At 67.6% G+C, this 16,100-nt stretch carries 12 protein-coding genes; 7 read left to right on the top strand and 5 right to left on the bottom strand.

The genetic code is table 11. The features are described from left to right. Positions 1–86: 86 nt before the first annotated feature. The 5 genes from CYFUS_RS35315 to CYFUS_RS35295 all read left to right on the top strand — a co-directional run bounded on the left by CYFUS_RS35315 (position 87) and on the right by CYFUS_RS35295 (position 7,044). Positions 87–2,201, top strand: coding sequence for a catalase (locus tag CYFUS_RS35315; protein WP_232536987.1), 2,115 nt, complete (start codon positions 87–89; stop codon positions 2,199–2,201). A 111-nt stretch (positions 2,202–2,312) separates the two neighbouring features. Further along, positions 2,313–4,727 carry a TIGR02270 family protein gene (locus tag CYFUS_RS35310; RefSeq protein WP_157758848.1) on the top strand — a complete coding sequence of 805 codons (2,415 nt, stop codon included), beginning with the start codon at positions 2,313–2,315 and terminating at the stop codon, positions 4,725–4,727. 30 nt (positions 4,728–4,757) lie between these two features. Continuing rightward, on the top strand, positions 4,758–5,663 hold the full coding sequence (locus CYFUS_RS35305; RefSeq protein WP_095989224.1) for an AHH domain-containing protein: 906 nt from the start codon (positions 4,758–4,760) through the stop codon (positions 5,661–5,663). 17 nt (positions 5,664–5,680) lie between these two features. Continuing rightward, a complete protein-coding gene (locus CYFUS_RS35300; protein WP_095989223.1) occupies positions 5,681–6,271 on the top strand; it encodes an imm11 family protein in 591 nt (196 codons plus the stop codon). Between the two features lie 8 nt (positions 6,272–6,279). Further along, positions 6,280–7,044 carry an immunity 49 family protein gene (locus tag CYFUS_RS35295; RefSeq protein ID WP_095989222.1) on the top strand — a complete coding sequence of 255 codons (765 nt, stop codon included), beginning with the start codon at positions 6,280–6,282 and terminating at the stop codon, positions 7,042–7,044. 9 nt (positions 7,045–7,053) lie between these two features. Here the strand turns inward: CYFUS_RS35295 and CYFUS_RS35290 are convergent, their stop codons facing one another. Further along, entirely contained in the window at positions 7,054–7,572 is a 519-nt protein-coding gene (locus tag CYFUS_RS35290) for a DUF6484 domain-containing protein (RefSeq protein WP_095992426.1), read from the bottom strand. Between the two features lie 17 nt (positions 7,573–7,589). After that, positions 7,590–8,057, bottom strand: a complete 468-nt coding sequence (locus CYFUS_RS35285; protein WP_095992425.1) for a DUF4150 domain-containing protein — start codon at positions 8,055–8,057, stop codon at positions 7,590–7,592. Between the two features lie 128 nt (positions 8,058–8,185). Here CYFUS_RS35285 and CYFUS_RS35280 point away from each other — a divergent pair, with 128 nt between their 5' ends. Together CYFUS_RS35280 and CYFUS_RS35275 are read left to right on the top strand one after the other, a co-directional pair. Next, positions 8,186–9,217: a DUF2169 family type VI secretion system accessory protein gene (locus CYFUS_RS35280; RefSeq protein WP_095992424.1), complete on the top strand. Its 1,032-nt coding sequence runs from the start codon at positions 8,186–8,188 to the stop codon at positions 9,215–9,217. 82 nt (positions 9,218–9,299) lie between these two features. Continuing rightward, positions 9,300–11,486, top strand: coding sequence for a YecA family protein (locus CYFUS_RS35275; RefSeq protein WP_157758847.1), 2,187 nt, complete (start codon positions 9,300–9,302; stop codon positions 11,484–11,486). A 334-nt stretch (positions 11,487–11,820) separates the two neighbouring features. Here the strand turns inward: CYFUS_RS35275 and CYFUS_RS35270 are convergent, their stop codons facing one another. From CYFUS_RS35270 to CYFUS_RS35260, 3 genes are all read right to left on the bottom strand, one after another. Next, positions 11,821–12,183: a GFA family protein gene (locus tag CYFUS_RS35270; protein WP_095989220.1), complete on the bottom strand. Its 363-nt coding sequence runs from the start codon at positions 12,181–12,183 to the stop codon at positions 11,821–11,823. Between the two features lie 111 nt (positions 12,184–12,294). After that, positions 12,295–13,383 (bottom strand): metallophosphoesterase, encoded by a 1,089-nt coding sequence (locus tag CYFUS_RS35265; protein WP_157758846.1) that lies wholly within the window; start codon positions 13,381–13,383, stop codon positions 12,295–12,297. Between the two features lie 43 nt (positions 13,384–13,426). Beyond that, positions 13,427–16,069, bottom strand: a complete 2,643-nt coding sequence (locus CYFUS_RS35260) for an ATP-binding protein (protein WP_232536986.1) — start codon at positions 16,067–16,069, stop codon at positions 13,427–13,429. Positions 16,070–16,100 lie beyond the last annotated feature (31 nt).

Raw genomic sequence — 16,100 nt, 5'->3', positions numbered from 1 at the left:
GGGCACACCCGGGTGAGGTTTCCGTGAAGCGCTCGCCTCCCCTCCTGCCCATGCCTATCCGGGCAGGGGACGTCAGGAGGACGCACTTGCACAAGAAGACCCCGGACACAGTGAGCATCGACGCGCGCAGCAAGGACGAGGCCCTCGCCAGGGATCGCTCGAATCCCACGGGCCATCGGATGACGTCGGACCAGGGGATTCCCATCGAGAACACCGACAACTCGCTGCGCGTGGGCGCGCGTGGCCCCACCCTGCTCGAGGACTTCCACTTCCGCGAGAAGATCATGCGCTTCGACCACGAGCGCATCCCCGAGCGCGTCGTGCATGCCCGGGGCTCGGCCGCGCACGGCTACTTCCAGCCCTATGAGTCGCTGGCCGATCTCACCAAGGCGAAGCTCTTCCAGGATCCGTCCAAGAAGACGCCCGTCTTCGTGCGCTTCTCCACCGTGGCCGGCTCGCGCGGCTCCATGGACACGGCGCGGGACGTGCGTGGCTTCGCCGTGAAGTTCTACACGGAGGAGGGCAACTGGGATCTGGTGGGCAACAACATCCCCGTCTTCTTCATCCAGGATGCCATCAAGTTCCCGGACGTCATCCACGCGGCCAAGCCGGAGCCGCACCACGAGATGCCTCAGGCGGCCACCGCGCATGACTCCTTCTGGGACTTCATCTCGCTCATGCCGGAGAGCGCCCACATGCTCATGTGGGTCATGTCCGATCGCGCCCTGCCGCGCAGCTACCGCATGATGGAAGGCTTTGGCGTCCACACCTTCCGCCTGGTGAACGACAAGGGCGTGTCGCGCTTCGTGAAGTTCCACTGGAAGCCGAAGCTCGGCGTGCACTCGCTCGTATGGGACGAGAGCCAGAAGCTCGGGGGCAAGGATTCGGACTATCACCGCCGCGACCTCTGGGAGAACATCGAGAAGGGCAACTTCCCCGAGTGGGAGCTGGGGTTGCAGATCATCGAGGAGAAGGACGTGGCGAAGCTCGGCATCGAGATCCTCGACTCGACGAAGATCATCCCCGAGGAGCTCGTCCCGGTGCGCCGTGTCGGCAAGCTCGTGCTCGACCGCAACCCGACGAACTTCTTCGCCGAGACCGAGCAGGTCGCCTTCTGTACCGCCAACGTCGTGCCGGGCATCGACTTCACGGATGATCCGCTGCTGCAGGGGCGCAACTTCTCCTACCTCGACACGCAGCTCTCCCGGCTGGGCGGGCCCAACTTCGTCGAGATCCCCATCAACCGTCCGCTCGCGCCGGTGCACAACAACCAGCAGGATGGTTTCAAGCGGCACACCATCCTCGAGGGCCGCGCCAACTACTTCCCCAACTCGCTCGGGGGCGGCTGCCCGTTCATGAGCTCCGCGGCCGAGGGCGGCTACCGGCACTTCCCGGAGAAGGTGGACGGGGAGAAGCTGCGCGCGCGTGGTGAGTCGTTCCAGGATCACTTCACCCAGGCGGGCATGTTCTACCGCAGCATGTCCAAGCCCGAGCGGGAGCACATCATCGCGGCCATCCTGTTCGAGCTGGGCAAGGTGGAGCGCAAGGAGGTGCGCGCGCGCGTCGTGGAGCAGATCCTCGCGAAGATCGACGAGGAGCTCGTCACGCAGGTGGCCGAGGGACTGGGCCTGCCCGTGCCCAAGAGCGCCGTGGAGAAGGGGAAGATCGACAAGTCCCCAGCGCTGAGCATCGAGTACATGAAGAAGGACGCGAAGAAGGACGCCATCCCCACGCGGCTCGTCGGCGTGCTGGTGGCGGATGGTTTCGACGCGGAGGACTTGTCGGCCACGCGCGCGGCCGTCGAGAAGGCGGGGGGCCAGGTGGTGGTCATCGCCAAGCGCCTGGGCACGGTGAAGGGCTCGGATGGCCAGCCGGTGATGGTGGACAAGAGCTCGCTCACCACGGCCTCGGTCGAGTACGACGCCGTCTTCGTGCCCGGTGGCACCGCGAGCGTGGCGGTGCTCAAGAAGGACGCGGACGCGATGCAGTTCATCCAGGAGGCCTACCGGCACTGCAAGGCGATTGGCGTCACTCGCGAGGCCAGTGAGCTGCTCGAGGCCGGTGGCATCTCTTCCTCCGCGCCGGGCATCGTCGCGGACGCCAAGGGGGCCAGGCACCACCACTTCACCGCGAAGTTCATCGAGTCCATCGCCGAGCACCGGCACTGGATGCGCCTCGATCGCAACAACGTCCCGGCCTGAGCCGGGGCCCTCGAGGTGGGAAGGCCGGGCGTTCATCCCCGGGCTTCAAAATCGGTGGGGGACATGGGGACATGTCCCTGGGAGATTCGATTCGTTAACATACAACCCGCCATGCCACGCCCTACTGACCCGCCTCCTCTACGCTGGGACATCGCGGAGGAGCACCTGGACGAGGCCGCCTTCCTGCTCAATCGGTGGGAAGAGAGCCTCTCCTCCCCCCTCTATACGCCTCGGGAGGTCGCGGGTGGCCCGGAGGAGCGGCTGCTGGCTCACGTGGATGCGCTGGCGCTGGGAGGCCCCCAGGTCGCCCGGCGCCTGCTGCTTCCCCGGCTGGCTGCGGACAGCCGGGAGGAGTCCTTCGCAGCAGGGCTCTCGCTCCTCGGCATGGAAGAAGACTGGAGCGGGGCCATTCTGGACGTCCTGCAAGAGGGGGAGCCCCACCAGCGCGAGGGGCTCCGAGAGGCGCTCCGCCTCTCCTCCCGTCCAGGCTTGGCGCCTCACCTGCTGGCCGCCTTCGAGCGCGTCGGCCCCACCGCCCGGGCCGCCCTCCTGGACGTCCTCGTGGCCCGACAGCACCCTCCCCCTGGCAGCTTGGACCACCTCGTGGCTGACGAGGACCCGGATCTCGCATGTGCCGCCCTGCGCGCGGCCCGCCACTTCCCCACCCTGATCAAGCTGGCCTCCCTGCTGCAGGCGCTCCACTCGGATGCCCCGGCGATACGCGGCGCCGCCCTGGAGACGGGCTTGATACTCGGGCTGCCGGAGGCGTGGCATGCGTACGAGCAGTCCATCGCGTCCCTCTCGGAGTCGTGGAAGCCCGTGGCCGAGGTCTGGGCGCTGGGCTCATCCGGGCAGGAACTTGAGCCGCTGCTGCGGGGGCTTGACGCCCCCGCGACCCGGCGCGATGCCCTCTGGGCGCTCGGCTTCAGTGGAAGACTGGCGGCAGCCCAAGCACTACTGCCCTGGCTGAGGGACGAGGCATTGGCCCGGGTGGCCGCAGAGGCCTTCACGGCCATCACCGGCCTGCCGCTGGAGCAGGGGTTCGTCCTACCTCCCGTGGAGAATGAGGAGGATGGGGGACCAGAGGGCGACCTGCTCTCTCCGGACGCCGGGCGCATCGAGGCGTGGTGGAAGGAGGCGCACTCCCGTTTCAAACCCACCGAGCGGTACCTGGGCGGCGACCCGTGGAGTCCCGAGCGGCTCCTCGAGTTCCTGGAGCATGGTCCCATGCGCCGCCGACCCGTGCTGGCGCTGGAGCTGGCGATTCGCACGGGGGGGCGGTGCCAGCTCGACACCAGGCTCCTCGCGGCCCGGCAACTGCGAGAGCTGGCGCGGATGCGTGGCGCCCTGGGCCGGGTGCCCGCCGGCCGGTTCCGAGAGCTGATGCGGGGCTGGACGTCGCCGCCCTCCGCTCCGCGCTCCGAGCAGGTGGCTCGCCCCCAGGCCCGCGCACGGGTGCCCAGCGCGCTCGTCTTCACGGGCATGGGGATGGTGAGCGCTATCGGCCATGGAGCGGTCGAGTCATGTGCCTCGCTCCGGGCGCGCATCGTCCGGCCCCGGCCTCTGCGCTTCCAGGTTCTCCGGCTGGACGAGCCCGGCGCGGCCGTGGTCACGGGCCACCCCCTGCGGGGGTTGGTGGACGGGTTCACCGGCCTGGCCCGGCTCATCAAGCTGGGGACACTCGCTCTGGAGGACCTGCTGCGCTCGGCTGAGCTTTCCGGAGGCGACACCGCCTTCTTCCGGCAGACGGCGCTACTGCTCTGCCTGTCGCCCACCCGGCGGGACGACTTCGACTTCCAGGACGAGCTCATCGCCGAGCAACTCCCCTCGCGGCTGCTACGGCACGGCGGTCTGGCCCTCCCCGTCCAGAACGTCTCGGTGCTGCAAGCGGGCCATGCCTCGGGGCTGCTCGCCCTCCAGCAGGCCTCCCAGTTCCTCCAGGAGAGGCGTTTCCAGCGGACCCTGGTGCTGGGCATCGACAGCCTGGTGGATGAGGACACACTCCAGTGGCTCGCCAGCCGGAGGCGGCTGAAGACGCCGGAGCACCCCATGGGGCTGATGCCGGGCGAGGCAGCCGCCGCCGTGTTGCTGGAAACTGGCACCGAGGCGGCGCGGCGCAACGCATCCCTGCTGGGCACGCTGGCCGCAGTGGGGATGGGGCGGACGGTGGGGGAGGCTCGCAGGGGCGCGGAGTCCGGGCGCGCCCTGACACAGGCCGTCCGCCAGGCTTGGCCCGCCGGTGCCCCGCCGGTGGGAGACATCTACGGCGACGTCAACGGCGAACACGCGCGTGCCCTGGAGTGGGGCTTCGCGCAGTCGGTGCTCCGGGAGACGCACCCACTGGAGCGGACCCACCTCCACGCCCCGGCCGAGTGCCTGGGGGACACCGGAGCGGCCAGTGGACTCATCTCGGTATGTGCCGTGCTCCAGGGGTTCGCCAGGGGGTATGCTCACGGAGACCAGGCCCTCGTCTGGTCCAGCTCCGACTCCGGAGAGCTCGCGGCCGCGCGGCTCTCCCGGGCCTGAGTACCAGCGGGCGGTACCCGGGAGGTAGCGATGGGGAAGAAGAAGCACGTTTCCTGGGACTTCAAAGCGCAGTACCACCAGGATGACACGACCGGCTGCATCTGGCGCCACTCTGGCGGCTATGGGACGACGGCCTGCCACTACGCCATGAACGGCTACAAGGTCAGCGGCTCCCGCCTGGACATGTACAACAAGGACCACCGCAAGAACGCCCTGGCGCTGGGCTACGTCCTGGATGTCTCGGGCGACAAGCGCAGGCGCGGTGACCTCAAGCTCACCTCGAAGATTTCGCAGGAGGTGAAGGCCAAGTCCCGGACCGCCCGGAAGACGAGCGAGGCGAGGGAGGCGTTTCGCAAGCTCTTCGAGCGCCGCTTCGGCGGGTCCATCAAGTGGCTGAGCCTCAACGAGAAGGGCTGGCACTACGACTACACACTCCCGGCCGAGCACGTCCCCAAGAAGTACTTGGGGCGCCGCGAGCCCACCTTCAAGGTGAAGAACGGGCCCGCCGAGGGCTATGGGGCGTGGTACCCATACCACCACAACTACCACCACCTGATTCCGCAGGGCGCGCTCCAGGAGTACGTCTGCGGCAACGACGACAAGACGAAGCGCCGCGTCGAGCTCCTGTGTGCCTCGAAGTGGAACATCAACGGCCCGAACAACATCGTCCTGCTGCCGCAGGAGACCTCCGTCTCGAAGATTGTCGAGCTGCCGGCGCACTGTCCCTGGGGGCTGAAGAAGCACGCCGCCTATTCCAAATCCATGAGGGACTGGCTGACGGACGCAAAGCAGAAGCTCACCAAGGCAATGCGGACGAAAGCCTGCGAGGACACCGAGGACGTGGCGGTCGATCTCGACTCCGTCTCCGAGAAGATTCTCAAGCAGATCAAGACCATGAAGCCAGGCAGGCAGATCGGCCAGGTCAAGCCCGGGTGAGCTGATAGGGTCAGGATATGGCACGTCACGAGTACTTCATCTTCGTCATCAACAGTGACCCCCGTGTGGGCGTCATCGAGAAACTCGATGACGCCTTCGACGACTACTGGATGCTGAACGAGGGCATGGCGCTGGGGGACAAGTATCCCCCCAAGCTGGAGCTCACCCTGTCGAAGAAGGACGGCGACATGGTCACCGACTTCATCGACAACATCCACAAGGTGGTGCTGGTCTCGGAAAAGGCCCGGGCCATCCTGGAGCAGGCGGGGTTGGGGCCCGAGCAGGTGGAGTTCCTGCCCTTCACCCTCAAGGACCGCAAGCGCAAGAAGGTCCCCGAGCCCTACTTCATCGCCAACGCCCTCCAGAGCTTCGACTGCTTCGACTGGGACCGCTCCGAGTACAACCTCTACCCGACCAAGCGGAAGGTGGTGAGCACCAGCCTCAGCAAACTGTACGTGCACGAGGACAAGGTGCCGAAGGACGCCCTGTTCTTCCGGCTCGGCGAGCTGAAGAACCGCATCCTCATCCGCTCCGACCTGCTGGAGAAGCTCAAGGCCGCCGACTGCACCGGCATCAGCGTCGCCGCCATGGGCGAGACCCTTCCCTAGGAGCCCTCATGGGCATGCTCGAGTTGGACATCACGCTGGAGAACCTCGAGGAAGAGCTCCAGGACGGACTGGAGCGGCTGCGCGAGGACGGCCCGGACGCCGCCACCGTGCTGGACGTCTGTGCCCGCTCCCGCCAGCTCGGCTGCGGCCTGCTGCTGATCGACCTGGACGTGGATGGCTTCCAGCACTCGCTCTTCCAGAGCGCCCGCCTCTACGAGTGGCTGCTGGACCAGCGCGCCGCCCACCCCCGGCTGGACACGTACTACCTCTGCAAGTCCCGGGCACAGCCCCTGTTGGATGCGCTGGCGCTCAACCAACTGCCGCTGGCCCGCAGTATTAGCGCGAAGCTGGACACCCCCTGGGCACCGAAGATGGAGCCCGAGGAGGACTTCCGCTACTTCGACTTGCTCTCCGGGCCGCTGCTGGAGCGGCAGCCGGACGAGGCACGGCTGGCCTCCTTCGAGCGTTGCCTGGAGGGGTCCTCCGCCCGCTTCGACGCCCTCGCCGCGCTCATGCGCCAGGATGCCGACGCCTTCTGGCATGCCCTGTCGGTGCTCACCCGGGAGTGGGAGGAGGGCATCGAGGCCGACCGGCGCCAGGACGCGCTCGATGCGTACTTCGCACGGACGGAGGCCTCCATCTTCGTGGAGGGTCTCGCGTTGGTCCGGCTGGCGGGACTGTGGGGGATCCCCGCGCGGCCGCGTCTGCCCTTCATGCCTTCGGAGGCCTTCCAGGCCCCGTCCGAGCCGTTTCCCGAGCAGTTGGGGCTTTAGCGGCCCGCGTCAGTTGATCTTCACCTTCCCTCCGCGGATGCGGTGGACGCCTTCCGCCTCGGTGAGGACCTCCACCCCACGGAGGATGACCCTGCCGTCGGCGCGAAGAACAAGGGTGGCCTTGCCACACCGCAGCACCACCTCGTCGCGCCCCTCCAGCAGGACACGCCGGCCGTCGACCTGGGCCTCCCGGGGCGCCTCGGGGAGCTGCTGTGCCAGCACGGCGTCGAGCAGGGGCGTGGGCGGCATGGGCTGGAGCAGGCCCGTCAGGACAGGGCGAGAGGGCCTGCCGTCATCGAAGAAGAGCGTCGCCTCCCGGCGCTCGCGCGCGGCTTGGCGCCACTGCTCCGGCTCGAGCAGGACGGTGGTGCGCGCCAGCAGCGGCCCGTGCCGGTTGCCCGCGAAGTCGACCCGGACCGAGCCGTCCGAGTCCACACCCACCACCCAGCCGACGCGCATGCCATGGATGGGGGGATCCTCCTCCCCGGGCTGGGAGGATGCGGGGTGCCTGGGAGAGTTCTGAGCCATGGGGTGGGCGCGCTCCGTCAGGACTGCAGGTCCCCGCAGCAGGGGCACTTGAGCTTCTCGTCCTGCTTGTCCATGGCGATGACGGGCGGCTGGAGCACGGGAAAAGGCGGCGTGTTCTTGTCGTTGTGGAGCATGAGGTCGAACGAGCGCGGCACGTTCTTGCCCTCGATGGAGACGTCGAAGGAGTAGTTGACGAACTCGGCCTTGCCCTTTGTCTTCCCCGAGGCCACGCCGCCCGCGCTGCCGGCCTCGTCGCCGGTGCTGGTGGAGAAGTTCGAGTCCTTCAGGCAGAGGGGCTTGCCCTCCACGGTGACCGTCTTCGAGCCCTTGTCGGTGTCAGCCGAGCGGGCGATGTTCGGATAGGGGATGGGTACGGGGCCCGCCGGGCTGGGCGTCTTGCACACGTCCGGGAACGCGATGGTCGTCCCGCCCGAGTCGGCATTGACAATGGACAGCTTGTTCACGCCCACGAAGTTCTTCCCCATGACCGCCATTATAGCGCCCCGGGCCCCCCAGGGCATGGCCCCCGGGCGGCCCGCCCAACAGGGCCGTGCACTGATAGTCTCCGGCCTGGAACTGCCCTCCGAGGAGGGATTTGGGAGCCGAGGAAAGCGTGGGACTCGCCATCAACAACCAGACGCCCTTCGCGGTCGAGCCGCTCGCCCTGGCGGACGAGGAACTGCGTCCGCTGGTGGTGGTGGTGGTCAAGGCCACCTACCTGCTCGAGAAGGACGGGCTGAAGCTGGCAGACACGCCCGTGCCGGTCAGCCTCACGGGAGAGACGTGGGGGGAGCCGGGCCAGTCGAGCTATCGGTACGAGCCCGAGACAGCCTTCACCAAGCTGGCCACGGACGTGGTCCTGAACGGGCACGCGTATGCGCCCGCGCGGAACACCACCGAGTTGGAGGTGGAGGTCCGGGTGGGCCCCCTGCGCAAGGTGGTCCGCGTGGTAGGGGACCGGGTCTGGGTTCGGAGCCTGGGGCAGGTCTCGATGACGCGCCCGCTGTCCTTCGAGAAGTTGCCCCTCGTCTATGAGCGGGCCTTCGGCGGACGTGACCGGACGGCCACGGCTCCGGCGAACCCGCAGTTCGAGCCGCACAACCCGGTGGGAGCGGGCTTCCGGGCCAGTCCGCGTCACTACGAGGAGGGGCTGCGGCTGCCCAACCTTGAGGACCCGGCCCGGCCCCTGATTCAGTTTGGGCAGCGGGTCCCCCCGGTGGGGTTCGGCTTCATCTCTCCGGACTGGCAGCCCCGGGCCGCGCTCGCCGGCACCTACGACAAGGCGTGGGAGTCGGGCCGCAAGCCGCTGCTGCCCAGGGACTTCGACCGGCGCTACTTCAATGCCGCGTCCCCGGGCCTGGTGGCTCCGGGCTACCTCCAGGGCAATGAGCCGGTCCTCCTCGTCAATGCCTCACCCAAGGAGCGATTGACATTCCAGCTTCCGGGAGTGCGGCCGCGGGTGTGCGCGGCGCTGGAAGGCGGGCCCATCGAGCCGGTGATGAGCCTGGACACAGTCATCCTGGAGCCAGATGCGCGCCGCGTGCTACTGCTGTGGAGGGGCACCATCCCCCTGGAGCAGGGCGCGCATGAGGTGCGGGGGCTCAAGGTGTGGATGGGGCCGGGGAGCGGAAGAACCCCTCCCTGAGGGCCTCCTGCCTGCTGGCCTGCTCGGACCCTCTGCACCAGCCCTCCCTCAACAAAGCCCCTATACGTCTTATGCTTCGCTCATGTTCTCCAAGGAGCGGCAGACGGCAATCGAGCAGTTGGAACAGCTCGCGTCGCAGGTCAACGCGGAGCAGCTGTTCACAGCATGCTTCCTTCATCTGGGGATTCGCCCGCTGGACGGAGAATCCCTCCTCACCGTGGCGGAAAAGCCCCTGTCGCTTGAGCTGCTCGCCTACTGGCTATACCCGAAGTTCAGTGCGTCGGCGCGGCAAGGCATGCCCTCCTGCATTCAAATCGAAGAATGCCTCGAGTCAATCCATGCGCTCGCCAAGACGGAGGGCCTCTCGAATATTGACCACACGCCAGTCCCTGAGGGACAGCCGCAAGGTGACGATACGTTCGAACTGTCCGCCTACATGAAGCTCCACTCGACCTACCTGCGCGGTTCGGCGTATGCCGAGCAGACCGCCGAGGAGATCCGGGCAACCCAGGGCAGGTTCGAGGAGTGGTTCAAGAGGAGGGCGGGGATAGGCCCGTCACGTGCCGTAGAGCTGGTCTTGGCAATCGGAAGCACGGAGGAACGAGCCCTGAGGGCCGTGCTCTCCGTCGGGCGATCCTCGCAGGCCACGTCGCAGGAGCAGCAGCTCAGCCAATTCGAGAGTCAGTGTCGCATCTTCGATGCTATGGCTCAGGCCGCCGTTCGAGAGCTGCCCGTGGCCATGTCATCCATTGACCCGGCCCTAGCCGTCTCCCGCGAGGAATGGCTGGCCCTGGGACGGCTGATCGGGTGCACGCAGGAAGCCCGGCGGTTCATGAAACATGTCCAGGAAATTGCGAGACACCCCCTCTACGTGCTCTCGGAGGACAGGTTCCTGCTTGCCAACGTCACGAGTGCGTTTGACGAATTGCAGGCGGCATATGAGACGCTCGCCAGAGCCGATGAAAAGTTCTACCAAAAATATCAGAAGCACCAAGCCAATGCCATCCAGCAGCAGGTCGTGAATAGCCTGAGCAATCTGTTCCCACCGTCCGCCATCTTCTCGACGCTCGACTATCCGGACCCCGACCATCCTGCGAGCACCACGGAGCTGGATGTCCTCGTCGACTGGCCCCCCTTCCTGTTCTTGATCGAGGTGAAGGCCAAGCAGATCCGGCGACAGTCCGCGCTGGGAGACCTGGTGAGGCTGCGCTCCGACTTGAGGAGCTCCATCGAGGATGCATTCGGACAGGGACTCCGCGCCCTGAAGTACGTACAGTCCACCGAGCGTCCACGCTTCATCGAGAGGGAAACCCGAAATCCGGTTGAGATAGATACCTCCAGGATGAAGAGGATCTATTTGATGGCTGTCTCTCAGCATGACGTCAGCCAACTGAGCGCCATGCTTCACCGGCTTCATCCCATGGGCCTGTTCCGCGAAGGTGAATACCCATGGGCGCTCTCGGTCGCGATCCTTGAGACCATCACCCGCTTTTGTCCCGGGCCCGAGGTGTTCGCGCACTACGCAGATCGGCGTATCGATGGAATGCGCCGGTCGACGGTATTGCGCGGGGACGAGCTGGAGTATTTCGGATTCTATCTTGAGTCGAGATTGATCCATGTCGACTCGCTGCTCACGTCGGTGATGGGGGAGTCCTCCTATCTGGCCCTCATGGGCTATCAGCACCAGTTCGACTTGGCCATGTCCTACCAGCGAGGGCATGTCGAGACTCCGCCGAACATCAAACTCAACGTGCCAGCCGAGGTGCGCGCGATCCTGGGGGAGCTGAGGCGGCGAGACACTCCAGAAGACAGGTGGGTTGCATTCTGCATCCTGTCCATGACCTTCGGGGAGTTGAAGGAACTAGCAGATGCCTTCCTGCATGCCAAAGCCTCCCCAGCCCCTGGGCCTGGGTTCTTCAGTTGCGCTACCCATCGCGTGGAGGACCTGACGATCTCCATCGTCTCGACGGTGGACCTGGTCCCCGAGTTACTGAAGGAGCCTGTTCAGTCTAGCCTCTCTCTGGATAAGTACCGGCAGAGAACGACCAGGGGAATAGGCTTCGGGCTCATCCTGCGGCAGAACGCTTCGTATTTCGAGTGCGTAGCGTTCATCGACGCTCCATGGAAGTACGATTCAGTCATGGAGGAGTTGTTGAAGGCTGAAGAGGCCGCGGACCCGACGCCCAGATCCTACCGACCCGGCCGGAACTCTCCGTGTCCGTGTGGGAGTGGAAAGAAATACAAGCACTGCTGTATAACCAGGCGGTAGACGGAGGACATGCGCACACACCTATCCGTCCTACAGGTCACCCAGCGGTATCCAGTAGGAGTACGCTGAGCATCTCTGGAATCCGAGTAACTCCATTGCAGAGGTTGAAGCCGAACTCCTGAAGGCCCTGAGGGAGCTCGCTCCGGCCGGCCTTGCTGGAGAGCAGTGGCTGGTGAGGGCCCCGTGAGGATCCAGCTTTCCGACCTTCGACGGGCGGCGGATGTCCTGTTCCTCAATGGACTCGCCGCCAGCCCTGCTCCAGAGGGAAGCCGATCCCCACGAAACTCGCGCCGCGCCGGGTGGAGGGGCTTCCCGCCCCGGTGGGGGAAGTGCGCTAGAAGCGCCGGCCGTCGACGGGCTGGGGCTTGAGGGCGGCGAGGTCCACGTCCTCCAGGCACCGCACGTTGATGGCATACATCCTCTTTCCGTCCGGCGTGCTCCCCGTGGCGAACGACTCCACGCCGCACTCCGGGCAGAACAGGTGGTGGATGACCTTCTTGTTGAACTGGTAATCGGTGAGCGCCTTCTCGTCGCCCTTCTGGAGCACGAACTGCTCTGGGGGCACGAAGGTGAGCAGCATTCCCCGCTTCTGGCAGATGCTGCAGTTGCAGGAGATGACGTTGTCCAGGTTCGCGCTCACTTCGTACGCGACCTTCCCGCAGTGACAGCCGCCCGTGTACTTCTTCAATCCCGACATGTGGAGCTCTCCAGACGTGACGTGGGCCCGTGCCCCCGCGTGGCGCGAGGGGCATGCCCGGCGCGCACGATGGCACACCTCATCCGACGGGAGGAGTCGGGAGGAAGGGGCTCACGCCCGGCGCAGGGTGATGACGGCCAGCTCCGCCGGAGCGCCCAGCCGCACCGGCGGCCCGGTGGTGCCCGCGCCGCGGTTCACGTACAGCCACGAGCGGCCCTGCCGGTAAAGCCCCGCCGTCCACCGGCTGATGAACCGGGCCAGGGACAGGCCGCGCACGCCCGGCACCGCGAGCTGCCCGCCGTGGGTGTGGCCCGAGAGCGTCAGCTCGATCTGGCGGGCCTGGGCCTGGGGAAACAGGTTGGGGTCATGCGCGAGCAGCACCGTGGGCACCCCGTCCGGCCGCGCCGCGAGGGCCCGCCGCAGGTCGTGGCGCGAGGTCCAGGTGTCGTCCACCCCCGCGACGTACAGGCTCGCGTTGCCCCGTTTCACCACCACGCCGCGGTTGCGCAGCACGGTCAGGCCTTGCCGCTCCAGCGCCTGGACGAAGCGCTCCCCATCCGTGAAGTAGTCGTGATTGCCCATGCAGGCGAACACGCCATCCCGGGCACGCAGCCCGCCGAGCGCCCGGGAGACCGCCTCGACGTGCGAGGAGCCCTGGGTGATGAGGTCTCCCGTGACGGACATCAGGTCGACGTCGAGGGCATTGAGGCGGGCGACCCAGGTGGCCACGCGGCTCTCGGGGACATAGGGGCCGCAGTGCACGTCGGAGATCTGCCCGATGCGGTAGCCGTCCAACTCGGGGGCGAGTCCTTCCACCCGCACCACGAGCCGTCGCAGCCGGGGCCGGCCGAGCACCGAGTGCGCCCCCATGGCGAGCGCGATGACGCCACACCCACCCCAGACCCAGGCGCGGGGCAGGCCCGCATGGATGGCCAGCGTGGCGGGAAGCAGGAGCACGCCGAACACAAGACACGCCGACCACCAGCCCAGCGTCAGGTAGGCCATGCGCGCGGGGCTCGTGGACTGCCAGGGCGTCTGGAGGTGACGCAGATAGGGCAGGGACACCAGCACCGCCCCCAGCGCTGGCAGGGGCGAGTGGGTGACCCCGCAGGCCCACAGCACCGCGGGCAACTGGATCACGGCGACGAAGAGGATGGTGAGGACCTGGAGTCGGCCCAGGGGAGGGGGATGGCTGGACATGGACACCCCATGTCTAACGCACGCGCGCGGGGAGTGCTGGAACTCAGGCGTTGGCGTGCCGCGTGCCCTCCACTCCGTGGAGCGGCAGGCTGAAGCAGAACGTGGTGCCCTCGCCGGGGGCGCTCTCCAGCCAGATGCGGCCACCATGTGCCTCGATGATGCGCGCGCTCAGGTGCAGCCCCAGTCCGGCCATGCCCGCGTAGCCCGGCGCCCCGGAGGGCAGGGGCTCGTAGAGCGGCTCGAAGACATGGGGCTGGCGCTCGAGGGGAATGCCGGGGCCGTGGTCGTGGATCGACACCACGGCCTCGTTGCCCGCGCATCCCAGCCGGACCTCGATGGGACGGGCGGGTGGTGAGTAGCGCAGGGCGTTCTCCAGCAGGTGTGCCAGCACCTCGCCCATGCGCTGGCGGTCCGCCTCGATGATGGGCGTCTCCTCGGCGACGAGGTGGATGGGGTGATCCGTGCTGCGCGACAGGCTGGCGACATGCTCGGCCAGCAGGGCGCGCAGGTCCACCCGGTCCCGCTCCAGCTTCGTCAGACCCGGTGCCATCCGCAGGGCCGTGAACAGGTGCTCCACGAGCCGTCCCAGCCGCCGGGCCCCCCGGGAGATGGCGGCGAGCCCCTTGCGCTGGCGCTCGGAGCCCGGCTCCTTCCAGGTGAGGATGTCCGCCCACGTCTGGAGCGTGGTCACCGGCGTCTTCAGCTCGTGGGCCGCCGCCGACATGAACTCCTCGCGCAGCCGCAGGGCCTCGCGCACCTCCTGGAACAGCCGGGCCTTCTCGATGGCCACGGCGACGAGCTGGCCCACGGTGGTGTGGAACTCGCGCTCGCTCGTGGACAGCTCCAGCGGCTCCCGGGAGAAGCAGGCCAGGACGCCCACCAGCCGTCCGCGCGAGTGCAGGGGAATGAGCACCACGCTGGCGAAGCCTTCCCGCTTCGCCAGTGCGTGGCCCGGGAAGGACACGTCTCCTCCGCCATGGGCGTCGATGAGCTGGATCTCCTCGTCCTGGATGGTCCCGGGTGGCAGCTCGCACAGGGGCAGCTCCTCCACGTCCTCGCGGCTCGCCGACGAGAAGCCATGGGCGGCCACCCGGGTGAAGCGGGTGGGATCCGGGTGCGCCAGCCACAGCCCGACGGCGTCCGCGCCGAGCGCCTGGCGGCACTGCTCGCTGGCCACGGAGGTGATGCGCTCGAGCTCCACCTCTCGCACCAGGGCCTGCCCGATACGGGCCAGGGCCTGCTCTCGCGCCAGGAGCCGGGCCCGCTCCTCCTCGATCTTCTTGCGCTCGGTGATGTCGTGGAGGACGACCTCGCCGAGGATGATCCGCCCGGTGGCGTCGCGCACCGGCGCCCCGTTGACGCTCACGAGGTACTCCTCGCCCGTGAGCGAGCGCATGCGCAGCTCCAGGTCCGAGAAGGTCTCCCCCCGCAACGCGCGACTCAAGGGCAGCTCCTCCTGGGTCAGGGGGCGACCATCGGGGTGGCGGATCCACGAGCGCTGGAGGTGGTCGGTCAGCAGCACCTCCAGCTGGGTGTGCTCCGTGACGCCCAGCAGCCGCCGTCCGGCGGGATTGGCGTCGAACAGCCGACCGTCCGGACTGGCCAGGAGGATGGCATCCGGCACGCTGGCGATGATGGCGGCGAGTTGCCGGGCATGGTCCTCGGCCTCGGCGCGCAGGGCGTCCACTTCGCGCTGGCGTTGGGCGATGTGGATGGCCATCTGGTTGAAGGCCTCGCCGAGCTCCTCCATCTCGTCGCCCGTCTGGATGTGGGCGCGCCGGGCCATGTCCCCCTGGCCCAGGGCATGGGCGAGCGACTGGAGCTGACGCACGGGCCGCGTCTGGCGGCGCGACAGCACCACGGCCAGCATGCCGCTGAACATCGCGATGCCGACGACGGCGCCCAGCTTCAGGTACAGCCGCTGGGTGAGCGGGGCCATCGCGGACTCGCGCGAGGCCATCACCCCCACGGCCCAGCCATAGCGGGGCGTGGGCACGAAGGCCCCCAGGATGTCCTCCTGGGTGAGCGGGTCCGTGGCATGGTCGATCCGCACGGGGCGGCCCTCGAGCGCCGCGTGCAGCGGGGGGAACGAGGCGAAGGACAGGCCGTGCTCGAACGACAGGGTGGGGGAGTGGGTGTGGAAGGCCAGCCGGCCGGCGGGGTCCACCAGGAGGATCTCCTGTTGGGAGTGGTGTCGGGCGGAGAGATAGCGTTGGGCCAGCAGGTGGGTCTCCATCACCACGTCCACCACGCCGATGGGCTGTCCCCGGGCGTCGCGGATCGGCACGGCGACGATCAACGCCGTGCGCACGGGCCGCTTCAGCTCGATCACCTCCGAGACGACGGGCGTGTTGGTGGCCATCACCTTCTGGAAGAAGGGCCGGTCTCCAATCCAGAGCCGGGGCTCGGCGGGCATCTCCGGATCCCCCCAGCCGCGGTTGTGGCCCCGGGCGTCGTAGACCCCGACCGAGCTGAAGCGGGTGTGGTGCCCCGTGAGCTTCAGCAGGTGCGCATCCAGCAGCTCGGGGTTGAGTGTGCGCACGAGGGGATCATTGGCCAGTGCCCAGCCCAGATCGATCGCCGCCTCGAAGGACTCGGTGACCTGCACGGCGACGGCATGGGCCGTGAGGCGTTGGGCGTCCAGGAGCGTCTTGCGCGTCATCCGCGCGTCCTCGACGAGATCCACGCCCAGTAAAACCATCACCGGCAGCAGTACC

It is taken from the genome of Cystobacter fuscus (assembly GCF_002305875.1).
Taxonomy (GTDB): domain Bacteria; phylum Myxococcota; class Myxococcia; order Myxococcales; family Myxococcaceae; genus Cystobacter; species Cystobacter fuscus_A.
Note: the sequence above shows the minus strand (reverse complement) of the source record. Positions and strands in the feature narration are given on the sequence as shown.

Excerpts from the sequence above, each read along its gene's own strand:
- CYFUS_RS35310 (WP_157758848.1), top strand. The coding sequence starts at position 2,313 with ATGCCACGCCCTACTGACCCGCCTCCTCTACGCTGGGACATCGCGGAG.
- CYFUS_RS35305 (WP_095989224.1), top strand. The coding sequence starts at position 4,758 with ATGGGGAAGAAGAAGCACGTTTCCTGGGACTTCAAAGCGCAGTACCAC.
- CYFUS_RS35300 (WP_095989223.1), top strand. The coding sequence starts at position 5,681 with ATGGCACGTCACGAGTACTTCATCTTCGTCATCAACAGTGACCCCCGT.
- CYFUS_RS35295 (WP_095989222.1), top strand. The coding sequence starts at position 6,280 with ATGGGCATGCTCGAGTTGGACATCACGCTGGAGAACCTCGAGGAAGAG.
- CYFUS_RS35290 (WP_095992426.1), bottom strand. The coding sequence starts at position 7,572 with ATGGCTCAGAACTCTCCCAGGCACCCCGCATCCTCCCAGCCCGGGGAG.
- CYFUS_RS35285 (WP_095992425.1), bottom strand. The coding sequence starts at position 8,057 with ATGGGGAAGAACTTCGTGGGCGTGAACAAGCTGTCCATTGTCAATGCC.
- CYFUS_RS35275 (WP_157758847.1), top strand. The coding sequence starts at position 9,300 with ATGTTCTCCAAGGAGCGGCAGACGGCAATCGAGCAGTTGGAACAGCTC.
- CYFUS_RS35270 (WP_095989220.1), bottom strand. The coding sequence starts at position 12,183 with ATGTCGGGATTGAAGAAGTACACGGGCGGCTGTCACTGCGGGAAGGTC.
- CYFUS_RS35265 (WP_157758846.1), bottom strand. The coding sequence starts at position 13,383 with ATGTCCAGCCATCCCCCTCCCCTGGGCCGACTCCAGGTCCTCACCATC.